The 23,630-nt window shown below is 69.8% G+C and carries 14 protein-coding genes; 5 read left to right on the top strand and 9 right to left on the bottom strand.

All coding sequences use genetic code 11. The features are described 5' to 3' along the window. Positions 1-567: 567 nt before the first annotated feature. From tyrS to ACPYO6_RS01830, 9 genes are all read right to left on the bottom strand, one after another. Positions 568-1,836 (bottom strand): tyrosine--tRNA ligase, encoded by a 1,269-nt coding sequence (gene tyrS, locus ACPYO6_RS01870; protein WP_425713185.1) that lies wholly within the window; start codon positions 1,834-1,836, stop codon positions 568-570. Positions 1,837-2,044: 208 nt separating this feature from the next. Continuing rightward, a complete protein-coding gene (locus ACPYO6_RS01865) occupies positions 2,045-3,406 on the bottom strand; it encodes an MFS transporter (protein WP_425713184.1) in 1,362 nt (453 codons plus the stop codon). After that, positions 3,393-4,244 (bottom strand): siderophore-interacting protein, encoded by an 852-nt coding sequence (locus ACPYO6_RS01860; RefSeq protein ID WP_425713183.1) that lies wholly within the window; start codon positions 4,242-4,244, stop codon positions 3,393-3,395. The genes ACPYO6_RS01865 and ACPYO6_RS01860 overlap by 14 nt, the downstream gene beginning before the upstream one ends. A gap of 180 nt (positions 4,245-4,424) precedes the next feature. Beyond that, positions 4,425-5,081, bottom strand: a complete 657-nt coding sequence (locus ACPYO6_RS01855; protein WP_425713182.1) for a hypothetical protein — start codon at positions 5,079-5,081, stop codon at positions 4,425-4,427. Between the two features lie 127 nt (positions 5,082-5,208). Next, on the bottom strand, positions 5,209-5,838 hold the full coding sequence (locus ACPYO6_RS01850) for a DNA-3-methyladenine glycosylase (RefSeq protein ID WP_425713194.1): 630 nt from the start codon (positions 5,836-5,838) through the stop codon (positions 5,209-5,211). Further along, a complete protein-coding gene (gene argH, locus ACPYO6_RS01845) occupies positions 5,835-7,304 on the bottom strand; it encodes an argininosuccinate lyase (protein ID WP_425713181.1) in 1,470 nt (489 codons plus the stop codon). Before argH ends, ACPYO6_RS01850 begins: the two co-directional genes overlap by 4 nt. A gap of 584 nt (positions 7,305-7,888) precedes the next feature. Then, positions 7,889-8,269 (bottom strand): hypothetical protein, encoded by a 381-nt coding sequence (locus ACPYO6_RS01840; protein WP_425713180.1) that lies wholly within the window; start codon positions 8,267-8,269, stop codon positions 7,889-7,891. Continuing rightward, entirely contained in the window at positions 8,266-8,646 is a 381-nt protein-coding gene (locus tag ACPYO6_RS01835) for a hypothetical protein (protein ID WP_425713179.1), read from the bottom strand. The genes ACPYO6_RS01840 and ACPYO6_RS01835 overlap by 4 nt, the downstream gene beginning before the upstream one ends. Positions 8,647-8,723: 77 nt before the next feature. Beyond that, positions 8,724-9,248: a DUF1992 domain-containing protein gene (locus ACPYO6_RS01830; protein WP_425713178.1), complete on the bottom strand. Its 525-nt coding sequence runs from the start codon at positions 9,246-9,248 to the stop codon at positions 8,724-8,726. A gap of 98 nt (positions 9,249-9,346) precedes the next feature. Between ACPYO6_RS01830 and ACPYO6_RS01825 the strand changes: the two genes are divergently transcribed. The 5 genes from ACPYO6_RS01825 (at position 9,347) to ACPYO6_RS01805 (ending at position 23,614) form a co-directional block, all read left to right on the top strand. Then, positions 9,347-10,660 carry an arginine deiminase gene (locus ACPYO6_RS01825; RefSeq protein ID WP_425713177.1) on the top strand — a complete coding sequence of 438 codons (1,314 nt, stop codon included), beginning with the start codon at positions 9,347-9,349 and terminating at the stop codon, positions 10,658-10,660. A gap of 286 nt (positions 10,661-10,946) precedes the next feature. Then, positions 10,947-11,825, top strand: a complete 879-nt coding sequence (locus ACPYO6_RS01820; protein ID WP_425713176.1) for a hypothetical protein — start codon at positions 10,947-10,949, stop codon at positions 11,823-11,825. 214 nt (positions 11,826-12,039) lie between these two features. Beyond that, on the top strand, positions 12,040-16,299 hold the full coding sequence (gene pglW, locus ACPYO6_RS01815) for a BREX system serine/threonine kinase PglW (RefSeq protein WP_425713175.1): 4,260 nt from the start codon (positions 12,040-12,042) through the stop codon (positions 16,297-16,299). After that, positions 16,296-19,859: a BREX-2 system adenine-specific DNA-methyltransferase PglX gene (gene pglX / locus ACPYO6_RS01810; protein ID WP_425713174.1), complete on the top strand. Its 3,564-nt coding sequence runs from the start codon at positions 16,296-16,298 to the stop codon at positions 19,857-19,859. Before pglW ends, pglX begins: the two co-directional genes overlap by 4 nt. Beyond that, positions 19,856-23,614: a hypothetical protein gene (locus ACPYO6_RS01805; protein ID WP_425713173.1), complete on the top strand. Its 3,759-nt coding sequence runs from the start codon at positions 19,856-19,858 to the stop codon at positions 23,612-23,614. The genes pglX and ACPYO6_RS01805 overlap by 4 nt, the downstream gene beginning before the upstream one ends. The last annotated feature ends 16 nt before the right edge of the window (positions 23,615-23,630 follow it).

Below are 23,630 nucleotides of genomic sequence, written 5' to 3'. Positions count from 1 at the left end.
AACACCACCCACCCGGCCCACCGATCGGCAGACCAGACACGATGACGCCCCCACATACATGGCATCAAAAACAATCACGCACTGTTGAGTTCTCAAACAACCCACCCACAACACACCAACCCAGAACACTCAGTCCCAAGCCAGCCGCATCAGGGCAACTTGACTATCTTAACCACAAGTTCATCCGGCCGTTGACCACTTTCGCGGTTTGTGACCCGACTTACTTCCGGTCCATCCTCCGGGAGTCAGCTGTGCCGACTTTCCTTCTGGATGTCCGCCTTGGCCCGGCGGATCTGGAGGCTGTTGCCCCGTTCGATCCGGTGCCCGGTCCGTGCGGCGAGAAGAAACATTACGCGCGCCGGATCGCGGCGGTCAAGCCAGATCGGGCCCTTTGGAGGTGACCTGCCGCACCGGCCGGTGAGCGGCCGCACGGGGCTCACGGCGCGTCGCTGGTTGCGCCGCGACGGGCCGTATGACGTGTGGCCTGGGACCCCTCCGGCCAGGTGCGACAAGGGACCCCGCCCGACCACAGCCGGTTCGGACGGGGCCCTGTCGGAGGAAGCCGGATCAGTCCCGCTGGGTCTCCACGATCGCCATCGACTTCTTGCCCTTGCGCAGCACCACCACGCCGCCGGCCAGGAGGTCGTCGGCGGTGAGGAGCCGTTCGTCGTCGTCGATCTTGTGGGCGTTGATCGATGCGCCACCGGAGGCGATGGTGCGCCGCGCGGCCCCGCGTCCGGCCTCCAGGCCGGTGGCGACGAGCAGGTCGACCACGCTGGACTCCCCCACCTCGCCCCGCGCGCGGGGCAGCTCGGCGGTGGCGTCGCGCAGGGTGTCGGCGTCGAGCTCGCGCAGGTCGCCCTTGCCGAACACGGCGGCCGAGGCCGCCTGCGCCCGCGCCGTCGCCTCGGGCCCGTGGACGAGCGTGGTGACGTCCTCGGCGAGCACCTTCTGGCCGACGCGCGCGAAGGGCCGCTCCGCCACCTCGGCCTCGAGCGCCTCGATCTCCTCACGCGTGCGGAAGGTGAAGATCTTGAGGAAGCGGACCACGTCGTCGTCGGCGGTGTTGAGCCAGAACTGGTAGAAGGCGTACGGGCTCATCATGTCCGGGGCCAGCCACACGGCGCCGCCCTCGGTCTTGCCGAACTTCGTGCCGTCGGCCTTGGTGATGAGCGGCGTCGTGAGGACGTGGACCGGGGCGCCCTCGACCTTGCGGATGAGGTCGAGGCCGGAGACGAGGTTGCCCCACTGGTCGTTGCCGCCGGTCTGCAGCGTGACGCCGTGGCGGCGGTAGAGCTCGAGGAAGTCCATGCCCTGGAGGAGCTGGTAGCTGAACTCGGTGTAGCTCAGCCCCTCGCTCGAGGCCAGGCGCGTGGCGACGGTGTCCTTCGCGAGCATGGCGGACATGCGGAAGTGCTGGCCGACGTCGCGCAGGAGCTCGATCGCCGTCAGCCCCGCGGTCCACTCCATGTTGTTGACGACGGTCGCAGCGTTGTCCCCCTCGAACGAGAGGAAGCGGGAGACCTGCTCGCGCAGCCGCTCGGTCCACTCGGCCACCGTCTCGGCGGTGTTGAGCTTGCGCTCGCCGCTCATCCGGGGGTCGCCGATCATGCCCGTCGCGCCGCCGACGAGCGCGATCGGGTGGTGCCCGGCGTTCTGCAGGTGGCGCAGGAGCAGGAGCTGGACGAGGTGGCCGTGGTGGAGGGACGCCGCCGTCGGGTCGAAGCCGCAGTAGTAGGAGACCGGTCCGTCGTCGAGGGCCGCGCGCAGCGCGCCTAAGTCGGTGTGCTGGGCGATGAGGCCCCGCCACTGCAGCTCGTCGAGGACGTCGGTCACGACGCGGACTCCTTCATGTCTGTGCGGTGCGCCTGGGCGGCGCGGGCGCCGGGGTCGGCGGCCGTGGTCCATCGTGCCACCCGCGCGCGGACGGGCCCGGTCCCTGCCCGACGCCGGAGCCTCGCCCCGCAGGTCACCCACCTCGGGTCGGGGTGTCCGGCGATGGCGCGGGCGCCTCCCGGGGCGGGCGCCCCGGGAGGTGAGGTGCCTACGCGGGTGCGGGAGTCGGCGTCGGGCGGGAATGGTCGACGAGCCCGGCGTCGGAGTTGAGGTGCTCGGTGCGGAAGCGCCGCTGGTGGTGGGCGAGCAGGACGAGGCCGGCCACGTGGGCGGCGCCGGAGACGAGCAGGACCGGGCCGTAGCCGAAGGTCTCGGCGAGCATGAGCGCGAGCGCCCCGCCCGCGAAGGAGACGAGCATGGCGAACGAGCTGACGGCGGTGAAGTCGGTGCCGGGCGACTCCGCGCGGGCGTAGTCCATGTTGATCGTCCAGATGATCGTCGAGCCCACGGCGTAGGCCGCGAAGAACACCGCGACGACGGCGACGACGTACGGCAGCGGCGCCCACCCGTAGGCCACGGGAAGGAACCCGGCGAGGCCGATGGCGGTCAGTCCCCCGACGACGACGAGACTCCGCTGCCGCCCCATCCGGCGCAGGAGGGGGCCGATGCCCATGCTGACGAGGCCGGCGACGATCCCGCCGAACATCGTCAGCACGGCGGCGACGCGCCCGACGGACCAGCCGGCGTCGATGAGTGCGGGGTTGAGCAGGCCGTACGCGGCGGTGAGCCCGCCCCAGGTGACGGGGACGGCGGCGAGGACCCAGAGCTTCGCGCCGGGCTGGCGCAGGAGGGTCCAGGTGGCCGAGAACGGCACCGGGCGGTCGGGGCGCGGGTGCACGGGCTCGCGCAGTCGCACGACGGCGAGGGTCGGCAGCAGCGTGCACGCCGCGAGGGTGAGGAGGGCGACCTGCCAGCCGGCCACCTCGTAGAGCAGGGCGGTGAGACCGCCGCCGAGGATGTTGCCGACGAAGCTGCCGGAGACCTGGATGCCGTTGACGACCTCGCGCTCGCCGGGGCGGACGAGGCGGACGGCGAGCGCGTCGACGGCGATGTCCTGGGTGGCGCTGGCGAGCACGTAGATGGCCGTGAGCGCGACGAAGAGGGAGTACTGCTCGCCGATGTCGGTGAGGAAGGACATCGCCGCGAGCACCGCCGCGCACGCGGGCTGCAGGACGAGGAGCCACGTGCGGTAGTGGCCGCCGCTCCACGTGGGCCCGATGCGGTCGATGAGCGGCGCCCAGAGGAACTTGATCGCCCACAGCATGCCGAGCGAGGTGAGTACGGCGAGGGAGTCGAGCGAGGCGCCCATCTCCCGCAGGATCGAGGCTGTCCCGTAGAAGAGGAAGCCGATCCCGAGGTACTGGGAGACGTACAGGGCGAGCAGGAGCGGGTACCGCGGGACGCGGAGGTCGTGGACGGTGCCGGTGCCTGACGTGCTGGTCGCTCCGGGGGCGGAGGTCACGGGGTCGGAGGTCACGGGGTCGGAGGTCACGGGGTCAGAGGCGCGCACGGCCGACCTTCCAGTAGCCCGTGAACATGATCGAGCGGCGGTCCATGCCGCGCTCCTTGACGAGGTGCCGGCGCCCGCCGGCGGCCGCTGCGGCCTCGGCACACACCCAGCCGTAGTCGGCGCCGTCGAGGTCGGCGCCCGGAAGGGCGGCGAGCAGGGCGGTGCCGGGGGCGTCGTCGCCACGGACGACGATGGTGATCTCGTCGGCGTCGACCTCGTCGGTCACGAGATCCATCGAGGGCACCTCGAGGATCGCGGTGAAGCGGCGGTCGGGGTCGTCGCGGTGCGCGTCGAGGATGGCGAGCATGGCGGGCAGGGCGGTCTCGTCCGCGAGGAGGACGTGGTGGCCGGCCGCTGGTGCGCTGCCGTAGGGCGCGGTCTGCACGCGCACGCCCACCTCGTCACCGGCGGCGACGCGCTCGATCCAGCGTGAGCCGGGGCCGTCGTGGCCGGTGGCGACGACGTCGACGTCGATCGTTCCCGAGCCGGGCTCCTGCGCGCGGATCGTGTACCAGCGCAGCTCGGGGCGCTCGGCCTCGGGGATCTTGCCCAGCGGGCCGCGCGGCATGAGCGCCGGGGCGGGCAGCCGCAGGGGCTTGCCGACGGGCGGCATGTAGACGCCGATGTACTCGTCCGGGCCCAGGCGCTCGACGGTCGCGAGCTCCGGCGCCGCGATCCGCACGCGCCGGAAGGACGGCGTGAGGTCGACAACCTCCGTGACCGTGGCGGGGAACTCCGGGTAGAAGTCGCGCGAGGGCGAGATCGACATCGTGCGCGAGTAGACGGCGCCGACCGCCGAGAGGGCCGTGCGCTGGAGCACGGGGTACCGCTGGTTCATGAGGTCTCCTTGAGTGAGGCGAGCCTTACCTAACTCGAAGGATGCAGGTTGGGGCAAGTCCGTCCTTGTGCTCGTTGCCGATGGGCGGCTCTCGCGCAGCGCGTGCGGGGTCAGTCCGCCGAGCTCTCGCGCAGCGCGTGCGGGGTCAGTCCGCCGAGCTCTCGCGCAGCGCGTGCGGGGTCAGTCCGCCGAGCTCTCGGTCTGCAGGCCGAACCGCTCGTTCGCCGCCCGGAGGAGCTCCACCAGCTCCCCCCGGTCGATCGCCAGCGGCTGGTCGATCGTCACCCGCTCGCCACGGATCTCGCGCGTCAGGGCCGTGCGGACCACCGGACGTCGGCCGATCCCGAACGCCGGACACGCGATGACCGACGGGTAGCTCGGAGACTCCAGCTGCTTGCCGAACCGGACCGTGGTCACCAGCACGACGTTGCGCCAGGGGACCCGGTGCAAGTCCTGCTTGTCGCCGTCGACCCACCGGAAGAGGGTGAAATCCTCCGGCGTGAGCTCGAGGAGATAGTTGTGCCGCAACCTGCGGGCGTGGACGACGGGGAACACCACGCCGAACACGACGACGAACACCAGTGCGGACATCGCGACGGTGCCTTCTGCTCCCATCAGCAGGACGACGAGGCCGAGCAGCCCGAGGAGCACGCACCCCACGATGCGAACGATGTACGCGCGGTCCCGGCCACGCGGGATCTCCAGCCACCCCTTCGTGGCGATGTGGTCGAGGCGAAGGGCGTTCCGTTCCGCCGTCGACGCGCCGGGAGGGAAGGTCGGCTCGGTCGCTCCGTCCGTGCCGGAGCTCCGCTGTCGCCCGCTCGGTGAGCTCGTCACTTCTGCCTCCCGTGCGTCACGGATCCACCGTACGTCGAGCGCTGCTCGTACCGGCCGTCCCCGGACGCACGATGGGCGGCAGGCGCCCTGAACCGCACTCTCGACACGTCGGCGATGGGCGCTCCGGTCAGCGGGAGCGCGGCTTGCCGGGGCGGTACGCGGAGACGCCCACGCCGCCGGGGACCCAGAATCGCCAGGGGTATTTCTCGCCGTCGCCGCCCTCGCCCGAGACGCCCACGCGCGGGCCGGTCCGGTACTCCGCACGCACGTCGGCGAGCTCGAGCCATAGTCGCCCCGACGGCTGAAGCGGCGCTCCCGAGTCCTCGAGGCTGAGGCCGAGGGCCTGTCCGAGGTTCCCCGGTCCGCGGGCGAGGCCGGCATCGGTCCTGGCCCCGCGGCGTCGGGCGCGTGCGAGGTCGTGGCCCCGCACCACCTCTCCCCCGCGCAGCAGCGCACCCGTGGCGCGGCCGTCCTCGCCGCAGACGAGGTTGAGGCACGTGTGCATGCCGTACGTGAAGTAGACGTACACGTGTCCGGCGGGGCCGAACATCGGGGCGGTGCGCGCCGTCGGGATGCCGGAGCGGGCGTGGGAACCGGGGTCGTCCGGCCCGAGGTAGGCCTCGACCTCGGTCAGCCGGACGGCCACCTCCCCCTCGTCCGAGCGCACGACGACGACGCTCCCCAGCAGCTCCGGCGCCACCTCCGTCGCGGGCCGGGCAAGGAACGCGCGAACCGTGTCGAGCGTGGGCTCGCTCAGGCGTCCTCCTCGTCGGCGGACTCCCCCACCAGGGCGCTGCGCAGCTGGTGGCTCAGCTCGCCCGCGCGGGCCAGCTGCTCGAGCACACGGGCGGGGGCGGTGCCGCCGTGGCCGTCGCGGGCGGCGACGGACCCCTCGGCGGACAGCACCTCGCGCACCTCCGGCGTGAGGTGCTCCGAGACCGAGGCGAGCTCGGCGTCCGTGAGGTCCCACAGCTCCTTGTCCTGCGACTCGGCCACGCGCACGCACCCGCCCGCGATCTCGTGGGCCTCACGGAACGGGACGCGCTGCCGGACGAGCCACTCGGCGATGTCCGTGGCGAGCGAGAAGCCCTGGGGCGCGAGCTCGGCCATCCGGTCGGTGTGGAAGGTCAGGGTGGCGATCTGGCCGGCGACGGCGGGCAGCAGCACCGAGAGGGTGTCGACGGCGTCGAACACCGGCTCCTTGTCCTCCTGCAGGTCCCGGTCGTAGGCCAGCGGCAGTCCCTTGAGCGTGACGAGCAGCGCCGTGAGGTCGCCGATGAGGCGGCCGGCCTTGCCGCGGGTGAGCTCGGCGACGTCGGGGTTCTTCTTCTGCGGCATGATGCTCGACCCCGTGGAGTAGGAGTCGTCGAGGGTGACGAAGCCGAACTCCTTGGTGGCCCACACGATGATCTCCTCGGAGATCCGGGACAGGTCGACGCCGACCATCGCGGTGATCCAGGCGAACTCGGCGACGACGTCACGTGCGGAGGTGGCGTCGAGTGAGTTCTCCTCGGCACCCATGAACCCGAGCTCGACGGCGACGGCGTGCGGGTCGAGGCCGAGCGTGTTGCCGGCGAGCGCCCCGGCACCGTACGGGGACAGGGCGGCACGGACGTCCCAGTCGAGGAGCCGCTCGACGTCGCGCATGATCGGCCACGCGTGGGCGAGCAGGTGGTGCGCGAGGAGGATCGGCTGGGCGTGCTGCATGTGCGTGCGGCCGGGCATGATCGCGTCCGGGTGGGCGGCGGCCTGGTCGACCAGCGCATCGACGACGTCGAGCAGCAGCGAGCCGATGTGGCGCGCCTCCTCGCGCAGGTACCGGCGCACGAGCGTGGCGATCTGGTCGTTGCGCGAACGGCCCGCCCGCAGGCGGCCGCCGAGCTCGCTGCCGGCCCGCTCGATGAGGCCGCGCTCGAGGGCGGTGTGGACGTCCTCGTCGTCGGGATGGGGGGCGAAGTCGCCGGAGACGACGTCGGCCTCGAGCCGGTCGAGGGCAGCCAGCATCCCGGTGAGCTCGTCGGCCGTGAGCAGGTCCGCGGCGGCGAGCGCCCGGGCGTGGGCGCGGGAGCCCGCGATGTCGTGCCGGGCGAGCCGCCAGTCGAAGTGCGTGGAGCGCGAGAGCTCGGTCAGCGCGTCGGCGGGCGCCACGGAGAAGCGGCCGCCCCACAGGCGGAGCTCGGCGGACTCGGGCTGCTCGGTGGACGACTGAGAGGCATCGGTCATGGGGACCATCGTCCCACCGTCGCCGACGCCTCCGCGCAACGGATCACCGCTGCGGAACCCGCGCCCGGCCCGTCATCGGTCGAAAGTGATACCAAGCGGCATCCTCGCTATCAGTTTCGCCGGAACTGAGAGCAAGGGGGTGGAGAGGCAGTGGCCCGCGCCCCCCGTGATCGCGCGATTCAGCGAACTAGCGCGACCGCCCCGCCTGCGAGCGCCGATAGGCCTGTATGACGTTCTCCCGGCGGCGTGCCTGCACGCTCCGTGGCTCCAGGCGCTCCAGGGCAGCCCGCCGATCGCTGTCCTCGCGAAGGCTCTCGATCACCGCCCGCTGGCGGGTCACTGCCTGTGCCTCGCGAGCAGAGGAATAGCCGTTACCCACCATCACGCACCTCCATGGTCCGCTCTGTCGAGGCCGCATCCGAGTCGTGTCTTTCATACCGAACCAGCAGGCTCAGCAGGAGGATCTGTTCCACGTCGACCTCCTCGATGACGTCGGACGATAGCGCCCCTGACTTGGGCACACCATCACCCTCACGGCCCGGGCGAGACCGCCGCGCCTGCGAGCGTCAACAGGCCCAGGCCTGTCACTGCTCGGCGGTGCGCTCGCCTGTTGCTTCCGCAACCGCGCGACGGTAGGCGAGCTCGGCCGTCGTGTCGATGTTGCGTGCAGCGCGCACGGCCCCGACCCCGATGACGGCCCAGCCCACGACTGCCGTGCCGAGGCCGAACACGGTCATCGGATGGAGCCCGGCGATGCGTTCGTCGAGAGCGGCTTCAGCGCCCAGCCCGAGGGCGATCAGCACTACGGCGGGGATGAACAGGACGAACCCGACCATCACGAGGCCCGCCGACGGCATGGGCGGACGCGGCTCCACCACGTACATCGACGGCAGGTCCGCGCGATCGGGAACCGGGGCACCGCCAGGGACGAACTTCCGGGGACGGCCCGAGGTGCTCTCGCTCATCCCTCTCCCCCGGCGAGCTCCCGCGCCAGCGTCTCGACGAACTCCCGCGCCTCGACCTCGGTGGAGCCGTGCGTCCGACGGTGGTGCACGGCGGCGTCGTCGAGCCACCCCATCTGGACGAGCTGGACGAGCCGGGCGTCCTCGGGCGACACGGACGGGTCGAGCACGCCCTTCGACTTCGGCGCGAAGGTCACCTGGATCGGCCCGCCCTCCCGCTCCTTCGGGTCCTCGGGCGGCAGCAGCGGGGTCAGCTTCTCGAGCGTGCGGGTGAGCCGGTCCACCTCCACGCTGAGGTCGCTCACGCTGGTCTCGAGCCGGTACACGCGGTCGAACAGCTCGCGCAGGTCACGCCGCTGGCCCCAGTCCGAGATGCTCATGGCCCGACGGTAGCGGCGCTCCCCCGGCCCACATCTGCCTCGGGGCGGGGAGTTCTCCGCCCGTCACCGCTCCCGGGTCACCGGCGCTTCCACCACCTCCGACGACGAACCCCTGACCCCTCTCGGGCCTCCGGCTTGTCGTCGTCGGGCACCGGCTCCCCGTGCACCGCCGCACCGTCAGCACTGCCTTCACCCGAGCGCCCCTGACGCGCGTCCCGCCATCCCCGGACGATCTCCTCGACGTCGGCCCGCCCGACCGGCAGCACCGGCCCGCTCGGCATGCGGATCCACTCGGCCACGCGGTGGTTGAGCTCGGCGACGCGCTCGCGCACGGCCTCCTCGGTGGGCAGGGTGCGCACGGCCCGCGGCAGCTCGGCGAGCTCCTTGCGCAGGACGAGCACGGGCGGGAGAAGGGCGTCGGAGGGGAGGTTCTCGTCGCGGAGCTTGCGGCGGATCCACCAGTCCTCGTCGGTCTGGTCGATGTCCGGCAGCGGCTTGCCGGTCCCGGGCAGGTTGTCGAACTCGCCGCGCTCCTGCGCCTCGCGGATCAGCTGGTCCACCCAGCTGCCCGTCGGCATCTCGGGCGGCTTGCGCTGCGTCATGCATCCCAGTGTCGCCGGACCCTGCGCGCCGGGTCATCAGCAATTCGACGGACCCGAGGCCCGACCGCGCGGCCACCGATGCGGCAGACTCCCCTGCCATGGACAGCACCGTGCCAGCCGCCCCACCCGTGCCGTACATCGGCTCCGAGGTCGCCCCGCTGAGGGAGGTCATCGTCCACCGCCCGGGCGCGGAGCTCGAGCGCCTGACGCCGGCGACGATGGACGAGCTCCTGTGGGACGACCTGCTGTGGGTCTCGCGCGCCCGCGACGAGCACGACGCGTTCGTCGACGTCCTCACCTCCGCCGGCGTCGTCGTGCACCAGTTGCCCGACCTGCTCACGGCCACCCTCGCCGTGCCCGAGGCCCGCGCGCACGTCCTCGACGCGACGTTCACCCGTGAGCACCTCGGTCCTGCCCTCTCGTCGGCTCTCCGGGAGCACGCGTCCACGCTCGACGACGCCGAGCTCGCCGGCATCCTCGTCGCCGGTCTCACGGGCCGCGAGGTGGCCGAGCGCCTGGGCGGAGTGGACACGCTCCCGCTGCACGTGCGCGGGCCGGAGGCGCTCATCCTCGGGCCGCTGCCCAACCACCTGTTCACGCGCGACGCGTCGTGCTGGGTCTACGACGGCGTGGCCGTCAACTCGATGCGGTACGCGGCGCGGGTGCGCGAGTCGGTGCACTACGAGGCGATCTACCGGTGGCACCCGAGGTTCGCGCCGCTCCGTGCGAACGGGTCGGATCCGGGCACGACGACGACGCCGCCCGAGCGCGGCGCCTTCCAGCGCTGGGCGGCCGGCCCGGCGGAGGGGGCGGCGAACGTCGAGGGCGGTGACGTGCTGGTCGTCGGCGACGGAGCCGTCGTGGTCGGGATGAGCGAGCGCACGACGCCGCAGGGCGTGGAGCACCTGGCCGCCCGGCTGTTCGCGGCCGGGTCGGCGGACCGGGTGCTCGCACTGTCGATGCCGAGCGCGCGCGAGCTCATGCACCTCGACACGGCGATGACGATGGTCGACGAGCGCACGTTCCTGCTCTACGGCGGGCTCGGCGATCTGCCGAGCTTCACCCTCACCTCAGATGGGGCGGGTGGCGTCCGCGTGACCGACCATGCGCCGGAGCGGATGCGCGCGACGCTCGCGGACGTGGTGGGGCGTGACCTGCGGTTCCTCACCCCGGACCTCTACGCGACGACGGCGGCCCGCGAGCAGTGGGACGACGGCTGCAACGCGCTGGCACTCTCCCCCGGCGTGGTCGTCACCTACGACCGGGCGCCCGCGTCGAACGAGCATCTGCGGGCCAACGGCATCGAGGTGATCGAGGTGCCAGGCGGTGAGCTCGGGCGCGGGCGCGGTGGACCGAGGTGCATGAGCTGTCCGGTGGTGCGGGCCGTACCACATGCCGCGCGCACCAGTTGAGCAACACCAGCGCAACATTTGCAGATAACGAGAGCCGAACGGTTTAAGGCCACAATAACCGATCATAACGCACGTCGGAATCGAATCCCTTAAGATCAAACTAGATCATCGCATGAATTGAACTCAATAAACGATTCACCACAGTTCCACCGCAATTGTCCTTGCAATGCTGCCGCACCAGACAGCACACCCGCGCAAACCGTATCAGCAGACACGAGGAGAACCCTTGAAAGTCAGGCGGCGCATAGAACCACCCGCAGATCGCGCAGGTGCCAACTCCGCCAAAATGTTCTACTACAAGAAGTTCAATAAGAGCAAGTTCCGAAAGCGAGTGCGCGAGTTCTGGGAACTCAACATTCCCGACGATTTCGACAATCCGCTTGCGCGGATTTCAGAGGTTGTAAGGTTTGGCGGGACCGCACTCTACCCATTTAGTTGGGACGAGTTCGAGCCAGGAACGACATTCTGGCGAGTCAGGCGAATGGAGTTGCAAGATATCCGAGATTCACTCAGCGCGAATGATCTATGGATGCCACCGCGCAAGTTCGCCGCCGCCGGACGCATGAACCGGCATGGAGAGCCGCTACTTTACACGACAATGGGGTCGCCGAGCGGATCGTTTGCAGAAGCAAGAGTCGCCGAGGGCGACCCGTTCCTGTTGATCCGGTACGAAATATCAAACACGGTTGAGTTGAAGCGAGTCGGAGTGTCGAACCACGACCCCGAACTGCCGAGAACATATCAGATGTTCGAACGAGAGGTAAGCGCATTCTTAAACGATGTCATGTCCATCCGAGAGGACCGATTCGGGCCAGGCGTCTACGCAATCACCGCAGACCTTCTCGAAGCATTATTCAGCCTCGAACTTCAACAGGCAGGCTGGGTTTACAATTCAACTCTCATACCTAACGCGCGAAATGCGGCATTCACTCCGGTCTTCGCGCAAGCGACACTTACACCCACAACCGTCTTTGGCGGCATTTCCGGAACTCAAGGCGACATGAGCCCTGAGATTTCAATTAGGTACGCGGCCCCGGTGACTTACTTGCACGCTAAGCGCGTGCCTATTGCCGACATGCAAGTGAAACATTGGCTACCCATCGAGTCGGCCGTGCGCGAAGCATCTGCAGTATTGGAGTCGCTCATTGATTGGGTGTTCGATTAGCCAGACGCGCGCTTACGCGAGAATCCACACGAGGGAGTCGCGACACCCGAACCGCGAACTCAAGGAAACTGACCAGTCGTTGCCGCCCTCTGCGTAAAGAACTTTGCTTCCGCTCCCGGGTGCCTTGTCCGCATCTACTGGCCTTCCACCACTAAACCGTCGACTACGATCGACGCTCAAGAACAAGAACCACCGCAGGTAGAGAGGCCACCGGATGACGATGGGCGACGACCGCTGGGTCGAGGTGTCCCCGTCGCCGTTCGATCACGAGCGCAAGGGCCTGGAGTACATCCGCGACCTCCTCCCCGACGTCTCTCCTTACCGCGCGTGGTCCAACTTCGAGTTCCGGGACTCCCGCGGCGGCTGGCACGAGGTCGATCTCCTCGTTCTGGGACGTGGCCGTCTACACCTCATCGAGCTCAAGGCCTACACGGGCGTCCTGCAGGGCAACGACCACACGTGGCTCCGTGCCGGCAAGCGGCCCGAGTCCTCCCCGGTCAAGCTCGCCCGCCGCAAGGCTCAGTACCTCGCCTCACGTCTGACCGACGAGCTGTTCGCCCTGGCACGGGAGACCAACGCCCGAGTCGACGACCCGAAGAAGATCGTCCCTTTCGTCCAGCAGTCGGTCTTCCTGCACCACCCGCACCTCGTGAGCGAGCTGAGCGGTCCCGCCGCGACTGACCTGTACGGCTTTGACGGGGCCACGAAGCGCACGAACCTTCCCGGCATCAGCGAGCGCCTGCTCGAGCCCCCGCACAAGGACGTCATCGGCCCCGACCGTGAGGGAGTCCTCGCCACGCTCATCGACCGACTCCGCCCCGCTGTGCGCGCGGAGAAGTCGGCCGGCTCTTGGGTGATCCAGGAGGCGTTGCTCAGTGAGGGTGAGGGCTGGCAGGACTGGCGTGGCTACCACCACCTCGACAAGTCCCAGGACGTGCGAATCCGTTTCCTCACGCTCCCGGCCGGTGCACCGGCTGCGGAGATCAAGCGACTTGAGGCTCTGGCAGGCCACGAGTTCAGCACGATGAGCCGCCTGCACCACGATGGCCTCCTCAGGCCCAAGGACCTCGTCCACGTGGACGGCCTGGGACCAGGTCTCGTCTACCCGTTGGACGCCCGCCTCATCCGCCTCGACCACTGGCTCGCCGCCCACCCGGAGGGTCTGCCCCTGCAGACCCAGCTGCACCTCGTCCGGCAGATCGCGGAGGCCGTCCACTACGCGCACGGCAGCGCAATCGCCCACCGCGACCTGTCACCCGAGGCCATCTGGATCAGGGAGCCGGAGGACTCGTCCGCCCTGCCCAAGGCGCTCGTGGGCGACTGGCGGAGCGCTGGCAGCACTGATCCATCCACCCCGGAGTCGGGCGTCACCCGACTGCACAGCGCCATCGAGGACACCACGACGGCGGACACCCGCCACGTGGGATTCCGCGCTCCTGAGGGGGCATGGCGGGCCGCCGCCACGGACCGCTACCGGCTCGATGTGTTCGGAATAGGCGCACTGGCGTTCTACCTCCTGACCGGCACAGGGCCGGCCACATCGGCTGCTGACTTCCGCGAGCGTCTGCGCACGCAGGGCGGACTCGACCTCAGCCTCGAGGTGCCCGAGGCGTCCGAGGAGCTCCGCAGCCTCGTGCTCGGCACCACCCGCCCGTCACCTACCGAACGCACGCCCGACCTCGCCGCCTTCCTGGCCCACCTGGCCACCGCCGAGCGCACGCCCACCGCGACGACGACGGACCCCGGAGCGGACCCGTTGGACGCGTCCCCCGGGACACTCCTCGGGGAGCGGTACGAGCTCGTCAGCCGCCTCGGCCAGGGCTCGACGGCGGTCGGTCTCCTGGTCCTCGACCGCGGAGAGGACTCCGCTCCGGAGCGGGTCCTCAAGGTGGCGCTCGACGACGCCGCAGCGGCCCGGCTGCGCGACGAGGCCGACGTGCTGCGGATGCTCAAGGACCCGCGGATCGTCGCGCTCGTCGACGGCCCGGTGGAGATCGGGGGCCGCGAGGTCCTCGTCCTGGAGTCGGCCGGGCGCCAGACTCTCGCCGAGTCGCTGCGCGAGCGCGACCGCCTCTCGCTCGACCTCCTCGAGCGGTACGGCAGCGACCTGGTCGAGGCCCTCGGCGTGCTCGACAGGGCCGGAGTCGCCCACCGCGACATCAAGCCCGCGAACCTCGGCATCCGCGCCCGCTCCGGTGGAAACCGCGCGAACCACCTCGTGCTGTTCGACTTCTCACTCACCCGCGCCGCAGCGTCGTCGGTCACCGCGGGCACCCCGCCCTACCTCGACCCGTTCCTCACGGGGGAGCGCGACACGTTCGACTCCGCCGCCGAGCGATACGCCGTCGCAGTTGTCCTCTATGAGATGGCCACCGGGCTGGCGCCGTACTACGGCGACCCCGGCGCACACCCGGGCGTCGTGCCTGACGACGTGACGATCGACCCGGCGCTGTTCGACCCGAGCATCGCCGCACCGATGGCGGCGTTCTTCGCCCGCGCACTCGCCCGTGACGCCGAGCACCGCCACCACACGGCCGGCGCGATGCTCAACGAGTGGCGGGCCGCCTTCCCGGACCGGTCGACAACGGTCCCGGACGACGCCGACGACCTCGCCGCCCGAGCCACTGCGGCCACACCCCTCGCGAAGGCGGGCCTCACCGCTCACGCCCTGTCCGCACTCGAACCGCTGGGGGTGGAGACGGTCGGCGACCTCATCTCGGTCGACGCGGTCAAGCTCAACCACCTCCCCGGCTCTGCAGACATCACGCGCCGCGAGGTCAAGAGCCGGGCGAAGGACTGGCGCGACCGTCTCCTCGAGACCGACACGTCCCCGCGGCCGCGCTCGGGCGGAGCCCTCCCGGCCCCGGTCGACGCGGGCGATGTGCTCATGGAGGCGCTCGGGCGCCGCTCCCCGTCTCGGCGAGCGATGCTGCGGCTCATCCTGGGTATCGCCTCCGACGCCGATGCGTTCGCCACGCACGCCGAGCTCGCCGCTCACCTGCCACCCGCCCACGAGGGGGCGGCGCCACCCACCCCCGCCCGGGCCACGCAGATCCTCGGCGCCATGCAAGACGCCTGGGCCGGGCACACGGCGAGCTTATCGCTCCTCGACTCGCTCGTCGGCCTGGTCCGCACCCGACTGACCGAGGTCGGCGGGGTCGCTACGGTGGACGAGCTCGTCCGCGCGATCCTCGCCGAGACGGCGCCCCGCGGGACAAGCGCACACGCCACCGACGGCGAGGAGCGGCGCCTCGCGGCCGGCCTCCTCCGCATCGCGCTCGACCGGGCACGCCAGCTCGTCCGCGCCGAGACGGGAGACGTACCCCTGCACACGCGCCGGCGCGACGGGCAGGTGATCCTCCTCGCCACGGACCCGGCTCTGCTTGACGCGGCGGAGGAGCTGGGCCGCCTCGCCGACCGGCTCGTGGCAGCCGATGCGCCGACCTCGGCAGTCGTGCCGGCCGCGACCGTCGAACGGGCGCTCGCCCCCGCCATCCAGGGGATCGATGACGTGCCCGAGGAGCTCATCGCCGCTGGCCGCCTCGCCACACTCGGGGCCGGCATCGCTCGGCGCGCCGCGGCGTCGAGTGCAGGAGAGCTCCACCATCGTGACCTCACGCCCGCCGACGCCGTGGCACTCGCACTGCGCGGGACGGCCGCACACCGCAGCCTCACCCCGCACGCCGTGCGTGAGCGCACGCGGGTCCGGTTCCCGAGCCTCCCTCCTCTGCCGGAGCGGCCCGCACTCGATGCGGTCGTCTCCGATGCCGGCCTGGGCCTCACGTACGACACCGAGGCAGGCGCGTACCGCCCCCTCGGGGCCGCGGGGGGCACGACGGGCCTGCACACGAACGCCGCTACTCAAGTCGTGGACGAGCCCGAGTCGGTCTCGGTCGACGGCGTGCCGGGTCAGCGACTGCGTGAATCCGCCGAGCGCCACTCGTTCCTCGCGCTTGCAGTTCCGGCCCACCGGCTCCCTCGCGCCACCCGGGTCCTGACCACACGGTTCGGAGCAGCCGAGCTCGATCTCACCGAGGTCCTCGTCGCCGCCGTTCGCGCCCAGGCGGCGACCGCCGGGATGTCGTGGGCGACGGTCCAGAGCGCGGACGCGGCCGCCGACGGCACCACCCCCGCGCGGGGACTTGCCGCGCTCGTGGCCCGCGCTGTCCCCGAGGTTACGGCCGCGATCGAAGCCGCGGCCTCCGCCGACGGCGACCAACCCGTCCTGCTTACCGGCGTCGCCCCCCTGGCCCGGTACGGCCACCTCGGTGTCCTCGCGCCGTGGACGGACCTGTCGAGGTCTCGTGGTCAGGCCATCTGGCTCGCGCTGCCCCAGCTGCGCGCGGACCGCGGGGCGGTTATTGACGGCCACCCCGTCCCGCTCAACTCCCCCGGCCAGCTCGTCCACCTCGACGCCGAGTGGCTCGCCGCCCACGACCCTCTCGTCCCCGACCGCACCGGAGCCCCCACGTGACCGCAACCCCCGATCTCACCCCGGCGCTGGCCGCCCAGGTCCTCACGCTCGAGGACGACCTGCGTGCACGGCTGGAGGCCGACGCTGCGCTGCTCGCACGGTGGGAGACCGAGCACCGGAACGCGCTCGAGGCGGGCCGCACCGCCGGGGCATGGGAGTCGTTCCGCGACGACCGGATCACCCAGGCCGCCGTGGCGTGGGTGCTCACCACGGTTTTCGTGCGGTTCGTCGAGGACAACGCACTCGTGTCACCGGTGTGGATCGCAGGCCCGCCTGAGCGACGCCAGGAGGCATTCGACGCCCAGCTCGCATACTTCCGCAAGCACCCGGAGCACACCGACCGGGAGTGGCTGCTCCAGGCCGTCGAACACCTCAAGGGTCTGCCGGCAACGGCCGCCCTGGCAGACCCCGAGTCGCCACTGTGGCAGGTCAGTCCTTCGGGTGCCGCCGCGGAACGGCTGCTCGCGTTCTGGCGCGAGCGCGACGACGACGGCGCGCTCGTCCGCGACCTCGCCGACCCCGAGCTATCCACCCGGTTCCTCGGTGACCTCTACCAGGATCTCTCCGCGCACGCGCGCGAGACGTACGCACTCTTGCAGACACCGACGTTCGTCGAGGAGTTCATCCTCGACCAGACGATGGAACCCGCCCTCGCCGAGCGTCCGCTCGAGGGCTTCCGGCTCATCGACCCGACGTGCGGTTCGGGGCACTTCCTGCTGGGCGCGTTCGACCGGCTCGTGGACCGATGGTCCGGTCACGACCCCACGCTCGACCGCGCGGAGGTGGTGCACCGGGCACTGGATGCCGTGCACGGGGTGGACATCAACCCATTCGCGGTAGCGATCGCCCGGTTCCGTCTCACCGTCACCGCACTGAGCAAGCTCGGGCTGTGCTCGCTCGAGAGGGCACCCGACCTCCCGCTGCACCTCGCGGTGGGCGACTCGCTCCTCCACGGCACCACTCAGGACGAGCTCAACCTCGGCCCGTACGACCCAGATGCCGCCCTCAGCGGGTTCGTCTACTCGGTAGAGGACCTCGAAGAGCTCCGCGAGATCCTGCGGCCCGGACGGTACGACGTGGTGGTCGGAAATCCGCCGTACATCACCGTGAAGGACAAGGCGCTCAACGCGGCCTATCGCGCGCGGTACACGACTTGTAAGGGCACGTACGCGATGACGGTGCCGTTCATGGAACGATTCTTCGGACTCGCCCGGCCCGGCGGAGGTGACGCTCCGGCGGGATGGACGGGACAGATCACGTCGAACTCCTTCATGAAGCGCGAGTTCGGCACGAAGGTGATCGAGGACTACCTCGTGACCAAGGACCTGCGACTCGTTGCCGACACGTCGGGCGCCTACATCCCCGGCCACGGTACTCCGACGGTGATCCTCACCGGCCGCAACCAGGCGCCACAGGGAAACACCGTTCGCGCAGTCCTCGGTATCCGCGGCGAACCCGGTCGTCCGGGTGAACCAGAGAACGGCCTCGTGTGGCGCTCCATCGCCGACCACATCGGCGATCCTGGCTACGAGGACGACTGGATCACGGTCACCGACCTCGACCGCGAGGTCCTCGTAATCCATCCCTGGAGTCTGACTGGTGGTGGGGCGGCCACCACCAGCAGCACAATCAGTGAGAAGTCAAACCGCACACTCGATGAACTTCTCGACGGCAAGATTGGATTCGCGAGCTTTCCCGGAGCGGACGACGCGTTCTTCTCCTCTATGCGCGAGCTCACGCGAACGGGAATTGACCAAGTATTTCGGCGAGCCGTCGTAACGGGCGATGTTGTTCGCAACTGGGCAATCGCCGATGGTTCGTCGGCGTTCGTGCCCTACGACAACAATCTTCAACTCATCGAACTCGACACCACGTCCACCTGGTACCGGCGCCAGTGGCCCCTACGCACTACTCTCGGATCCACAACTGGTTTCGGCGGACAGACGAAGAGCGATCTGGGTGAGCCATGGTGGGGCTGGTACCGGTGGGTCCCGGCTCGCTACCGAACACCGCTATCCATTACGTTTGCGTTTGTGGCGACGCACAATCATTTTGTGCTCGATCGCGGCGGGAAGGTGTTTAAGCAGTCCGCGCCGGTGATCAAGCTGCCCGAGGAAGACAGCGAGGACGACCACCTCGCGCTGCTCGGCGTGCTCAACTCCTCGGTCGCCTGCTTCTGGCTCAAGCAGAACAGCCAGAACAAGGCCTCGGCGTTCACACCAAGCGGCATGATGGACCAACCCTGGTCGTGGAACTACGAGTTCACCGGGACCACGCTCAAGGACTACCCACTTCCCGATGTCCTCCCACTGGAGCGCGGTCGCACCCTCGACCGTCTCGCCCAGCAGCTCGCCGTGCAGACGCCGGCCGCCGTCGCTGGACGCGGGACTCCCACGACATCCGCGCTGCAGTCCGCTCATTCTGCGTACGAGCACCTTCGCGGCCGAATGATCGCCGAGCAGGAGGAACTCGACTGGGAAACCTACGGGCTCTACGAACTCGTCGACGCGGACCTCACCTACGCCGGCGACGACCTGCCCCAGCTCAGACTTGGAGAGAGGGCATTCGAGATCGTGCTCGCCCGCCAAGTCGCCGCCGGAGAAGCCCAGACAACGTGGTTCGCGCACGAAAAACAGCGTTCGACCCCGATCACCGAGATTCCCACGCACTGGCCCGAGTCCTACCGCGATCTGGTCCAGCGCCGGATCGACCTCATCGAGTCCGACCGGTCGATCGGGCTGCTCGAGAAGCCGGAGCACAAGCGACGGTGGTCGTCGATCCCGTGGGAGAAGCAACAAGATTCCGCGCTGCAGGACTGGCTCCTCGATTGTCTCGAGGACCGTCGATACTGGTTCGATTCCCAGGGCCGTCCCGCACCGGCGTCCATCGCGCAGCTCGCGGACCGGGTGGCGCGCGACCCGGAGCTAGTCGGCGTCGTCGAGCTATGGACGGGCCGGAAGGACCCCGACCTCACGGACGCCCTGTCCTCTCTCATGGTCGACCAGGCCGTGCCCTACCTCGCTGCGCACCGGCTCAAGGACTCAGGACTCCGCAAGCGCGCAGCCTGGGAGCGAACGTGGGACCTCCAGCGCCGCGAGGACGCGGGCGAGAGCGTCGGCACGATCCCTGTGCCCCCGAAGTACACGAGCGCGGACTTCCGCAAGCAGTCGTGGTGGCAGCACCGCGGCAAGCTTGACGTGCCCAAGGAGCGCTTCATCCTCTACCCCGACGCGGGACGCCCAACCGACCCGACCGCGCTCCTCGGTTGGGCCGGCTGGGACCACGCCGAGCAGTCCCTCGCACTCAGCATCCTCCTCGGCCAGCGCGAGGCCGACGGCGTGACGGACGACAAGCTCACGCCCCTCGTCGCGGGGATCGCCGAGTTGCAACCCTGGGTCGAGCAGTGGCATGCCGATCTTGACCCCACCTACGGCATGTCGATGGCCGAGTTCACCCGCCAGCAGCTCGAGGACCGCCGTCGTCAGGTCGGTGCCACCCTCGCCGACCTCGCAGCCTGGCGTCCCGCCCCCTCCACCCGCGGCCGAAAGCGCAAGTCATGAGCACGTTCCTCTCCCACGTCATCGACATCCCCTCCCGCGCACGTGAGGAGGACTACGTCCTCCGCCTGACGGACAGCGTGGGGGGCGGGGCGTCGACGGCGCTCGACCAGTACGTCGTCACCCCTGCGCTCACCGAGTCGTTCGACCAGGCGCTCGGGCTCGTGGCGGAGGCCATCCGGTCCGACACCTCACGCGGGGCCTTCCTCGCCGGTTCGTTCGGCTCCGGCAAGTCGCACTTCATGGCCGTCCTGCACGCCCTGCTTCGACAGGACCCCGAGGCACGCACGAAGGACGGCCTCCAGCAGGTCGTCGCCCGGCACGACCCCGCGCTCCGGGACCGCAACGTGCTGCCGCTCGCATTCCACCTCCTAGGCGCCGAGTCCCTCGAGCAGGCACTCTACGACGGCTACATCCGCCAGATCCGTGCCCTGCACCCCGACGCCCCACTGCCGGCGGTGCACGAGTCCGACCAGTTGCTCGTCGACGCCGAGACGATGCGCCGCAGCCTCGGCGACGACCAGTTCTTCACCCGGCTCGGTGGTGACGCGGAGGACGCCGGCGAGTGGGGCGCCGTCCTCGGGTCCCAGTCGTGGGACGTCGACCGTTACGACCGGGCACGGGCAGCCACGCCCGACACGGCGGAGCGCCAGGAGCTCGTCTCCGCCCTCGTCTCCGCGTTCTTCTCCTCCTACACCCGGCAGGCCACGTACCTCGACCTCGACACCGGGCTCGCTGCGATCTCGTCCCACGCCGAGTCACTCGGCTACGACGCCGTCGTGCTCTTCCTCGACGAGCTCGTTCTGTGGCTCGCCTTCTCCGTCCAGGACCACGAGTTCTTCCGTCGCGAGAGCCAGAAGCTCACCAAGCTTGTCGAAGCCGGTGCGGGCAGGCGGGCGATCCCACTCGTCTCCTTCGTCGCCCGCCAGATGGACCTGCGCCGCTGGTTCGCTGACTCGGGCGCCTCCGGCGCGGAGCAGGAAGCTCTCGACCGAGCGTTCCGTCACCAGGAGGGCCGCTTCAGCACCATCCAGCTCGGTGACGACAACCTCCCGTACGTCGCCAACCGCCGGTTGCTGCGTCCCACGGATGCCGAGGCCGAGAAGGTGTTGACCGACGCCTTCGAGCGGCTCGACCGCCGCCCCGAGGTGTGGGACGTCCTCCTCGACGGCGTCAACACCGACGAGGCCCACGGTGGGGCGGACGAGGCTGCGTTCCGCCTCACCTACCCATTCTCCCCCGCTCTCGTCTCCACACTCCGGTCTCTCGCCAGCGTCATGCAGCGCGAACGCACCGCACTCAAGGTCATGCAGACCATGCTCGTTGAACGGCGCGACACCCTCACGGTCGACGACGTCATCCCCGTGGGCGACGCGTTCACCCACATCGTGAGCGGCGAGTCCCCCCTCGACCCCCAGTCCGCGGCCCTGTTCCGCTCGGCGCGCGACCTCTACCTCGAGAAGCTCCGCCCACTCATCCTGCGGAACAATCAGCTCCAGCCCAGTGATCTCGAGGCCGCCGAACGCGGCGAGACCGATCTTCCCACCGGTTACCGCGCGGACGACCGCCTTGCCCGCACACTCCTGCTGGCCGCGGTCGCCCCCAAGGTGCCTGCCCTCCGCGACCTCACCGCGTCACGGCTCGCGTCCCTCAACCACGGCTCGATCCTCTCGCCACTGCCCGGCAACGAGCGCAACGTCGTCGCGAGCAAGGTCCGGAACTGGGCGACCACCATCCCCGAGATCAGGGTGAGCGACGACTCTCGGGACCCGGTCGTCACCGTCCAGCTCGTCGACGTCGACTACGAGTCGATCGTGGACAAGGCCAAGGGCGAGGACAACGTCGGTCGTCGTCGGGAGATGGTCAAGGAGCTCCTCACCGAGCTCCTGGGGATCGAGCTCGGCGACGAGGACATGTTCGGTGGCTACCGGCAAGCTGTGACCTGGCGCGGTTCGCGGCGCGAGGTCGACCTCGTCTTCGGCAACGTGCGTGACAGCTCGTGGCTCACCGACCAGAACTTCGTCAATCGCCCCGGTACCTGGCGGCTCGTCATCGACCACCCGTTCGACGAGGAGGGGCGTTCCAGCGCAGAGGACATCGCCCGGCTCGACCGTCTCATGGCCGCCGGTCAGGCACGCCAGACGATCGTCTGGTTGCCCCGGTTCCTCTCCGCGGAGAGGATGCGGGACCTGCGCCGTCTCGTTGTCCTCGACTGGCTGCTCGGTGGCACCACCTCAGAACGGTGGGACAGTCACTCCAACCACCTGTCCGAGACCGAACGCGCCACGTCGAAGGCCATCCTCCAGGGGCAGCACTCCTCCCTCCGGGCAAGTGTCAGCCAAGCACTGCAGGTCGCCTACGGCATCGGTGCGCCCTCTGCAAGCCTGGTGATCGACGACGACGCGCACCAGCGCCTCCTCACCAGCCTTGACCGGTCGTTCGACCCGGGGATGCCGGACGGGGTGACCCTGGCCGACGTGTTTGCCAAGCTGACCGATCAGGCATACACGACGACGTATCCGGCCCACCCTCGGTTCGAGCCTGGCGACAAGGCGGTGACACTGGCTGAGCTGCGCCGCGTTGCCGACTACCTTGCCCGCGCCTCGGCCGACTCCGAGCATCGCGTGCCGCTCGAGGGTGACGTCAGCGGCGTGCGCCGCATCGCCGGCACGCTCGGTGTAGGCACAGCGGCCGAAACGCATTTCCTGTTCGACGACTCACGATTCAGCCCGTGGGGCTCGGAGATCTCCCGCGCCGGCGGTCGTGACGGTGTGTCCGACGACGCCCCGGTCACCGTGGGCACACTCCGCCGGTGGATCGGCGCCGTCACGCCTGCCTACGGGCTTCTCCCCGAAGTCGGGGACGTCGTCATCATCGGATGGGCGCTGCTTCGCCAGCGCGCCTGGTACCAGCACGGAGGCGCGATCGAGCGGCCCCAACCAGGAAAGCTCACCGACTCGATGGAACTCCGCAGTCAGCCCATGCCGACCCCGGAGGCGTGGGCCGGTGCGACACGCGCTGCGGGGTCGCTCCTGGGCATCTCCTCATCGCCTTACCTCACTCCTGACGCGATGGCCCGACTGTCCAGTGCCGTTCGATCCCGTGCACAGGAACTGGCCGAGCCCGCAGCGCGGCTCGCTGATGCACTGTCAGACGCCTACACCAGGCTGAACCTCAGCGGTGAGCGCACGACCGACCGGCTGCGCACCGCCCGCGAAGCAGCTGAGCTCGTGAACGCTCTCAAGGTTCTCAACGGCGTCCCGCTTGTCGAGCGCCTCGCCACGGAGGACAAGAGCGGGAGGGCCGTCATTCTCGGAGCCTCACTGTCCTCCGCGGCCGAGGTCGCCGAAGAGCTCGAGGACTTCCAGTGGTCGGTGACTGAAGGCCTACACGAGGCAACGGATCCGACCGGAGTAGGTATCTGGCAGCACTTCTTGACTGCCCTTGTCGACGACGAGCACGCCATCCGGCTACGGCCGGTCCTCACGGACACTGTCAAGAAGTCCATCAGGTGGCTCGCGTCCCTGGTGCGGAGAACTCCTGCCTCCCAACCGGCTCCTACGCCCTCGCCGGAAGACGTCCCAAAGGGCCCGGGAGACATTGAGCTGCCGCCGATAGACAGAGCGACACGGGACAACTCGGGCGCCGTCGTCGTGCGACGTACTGGAATCAACAAAGATGTGGTTGCCGAACTAACCGCCTTCCTCGAGGCCCACCCGGGGCAGGACGTCGAGATCACCTGGCAGGTTGTCGAGTGACAGCTTCGACCACACC

Source organism: Georgenia sp. Z1344, from assembly GCF_049856295.1.
Taxonomy (GTDB): domain Bacteria; phylum Actinomycetota; class Actinomycetes; order Actinomycetales; family Actinomycetaceae; genus JB111.
Note: the sequence above shows the minus strand (reverse complement) of the source record. Positions and strands in the feature narration are given on the sequence as shown.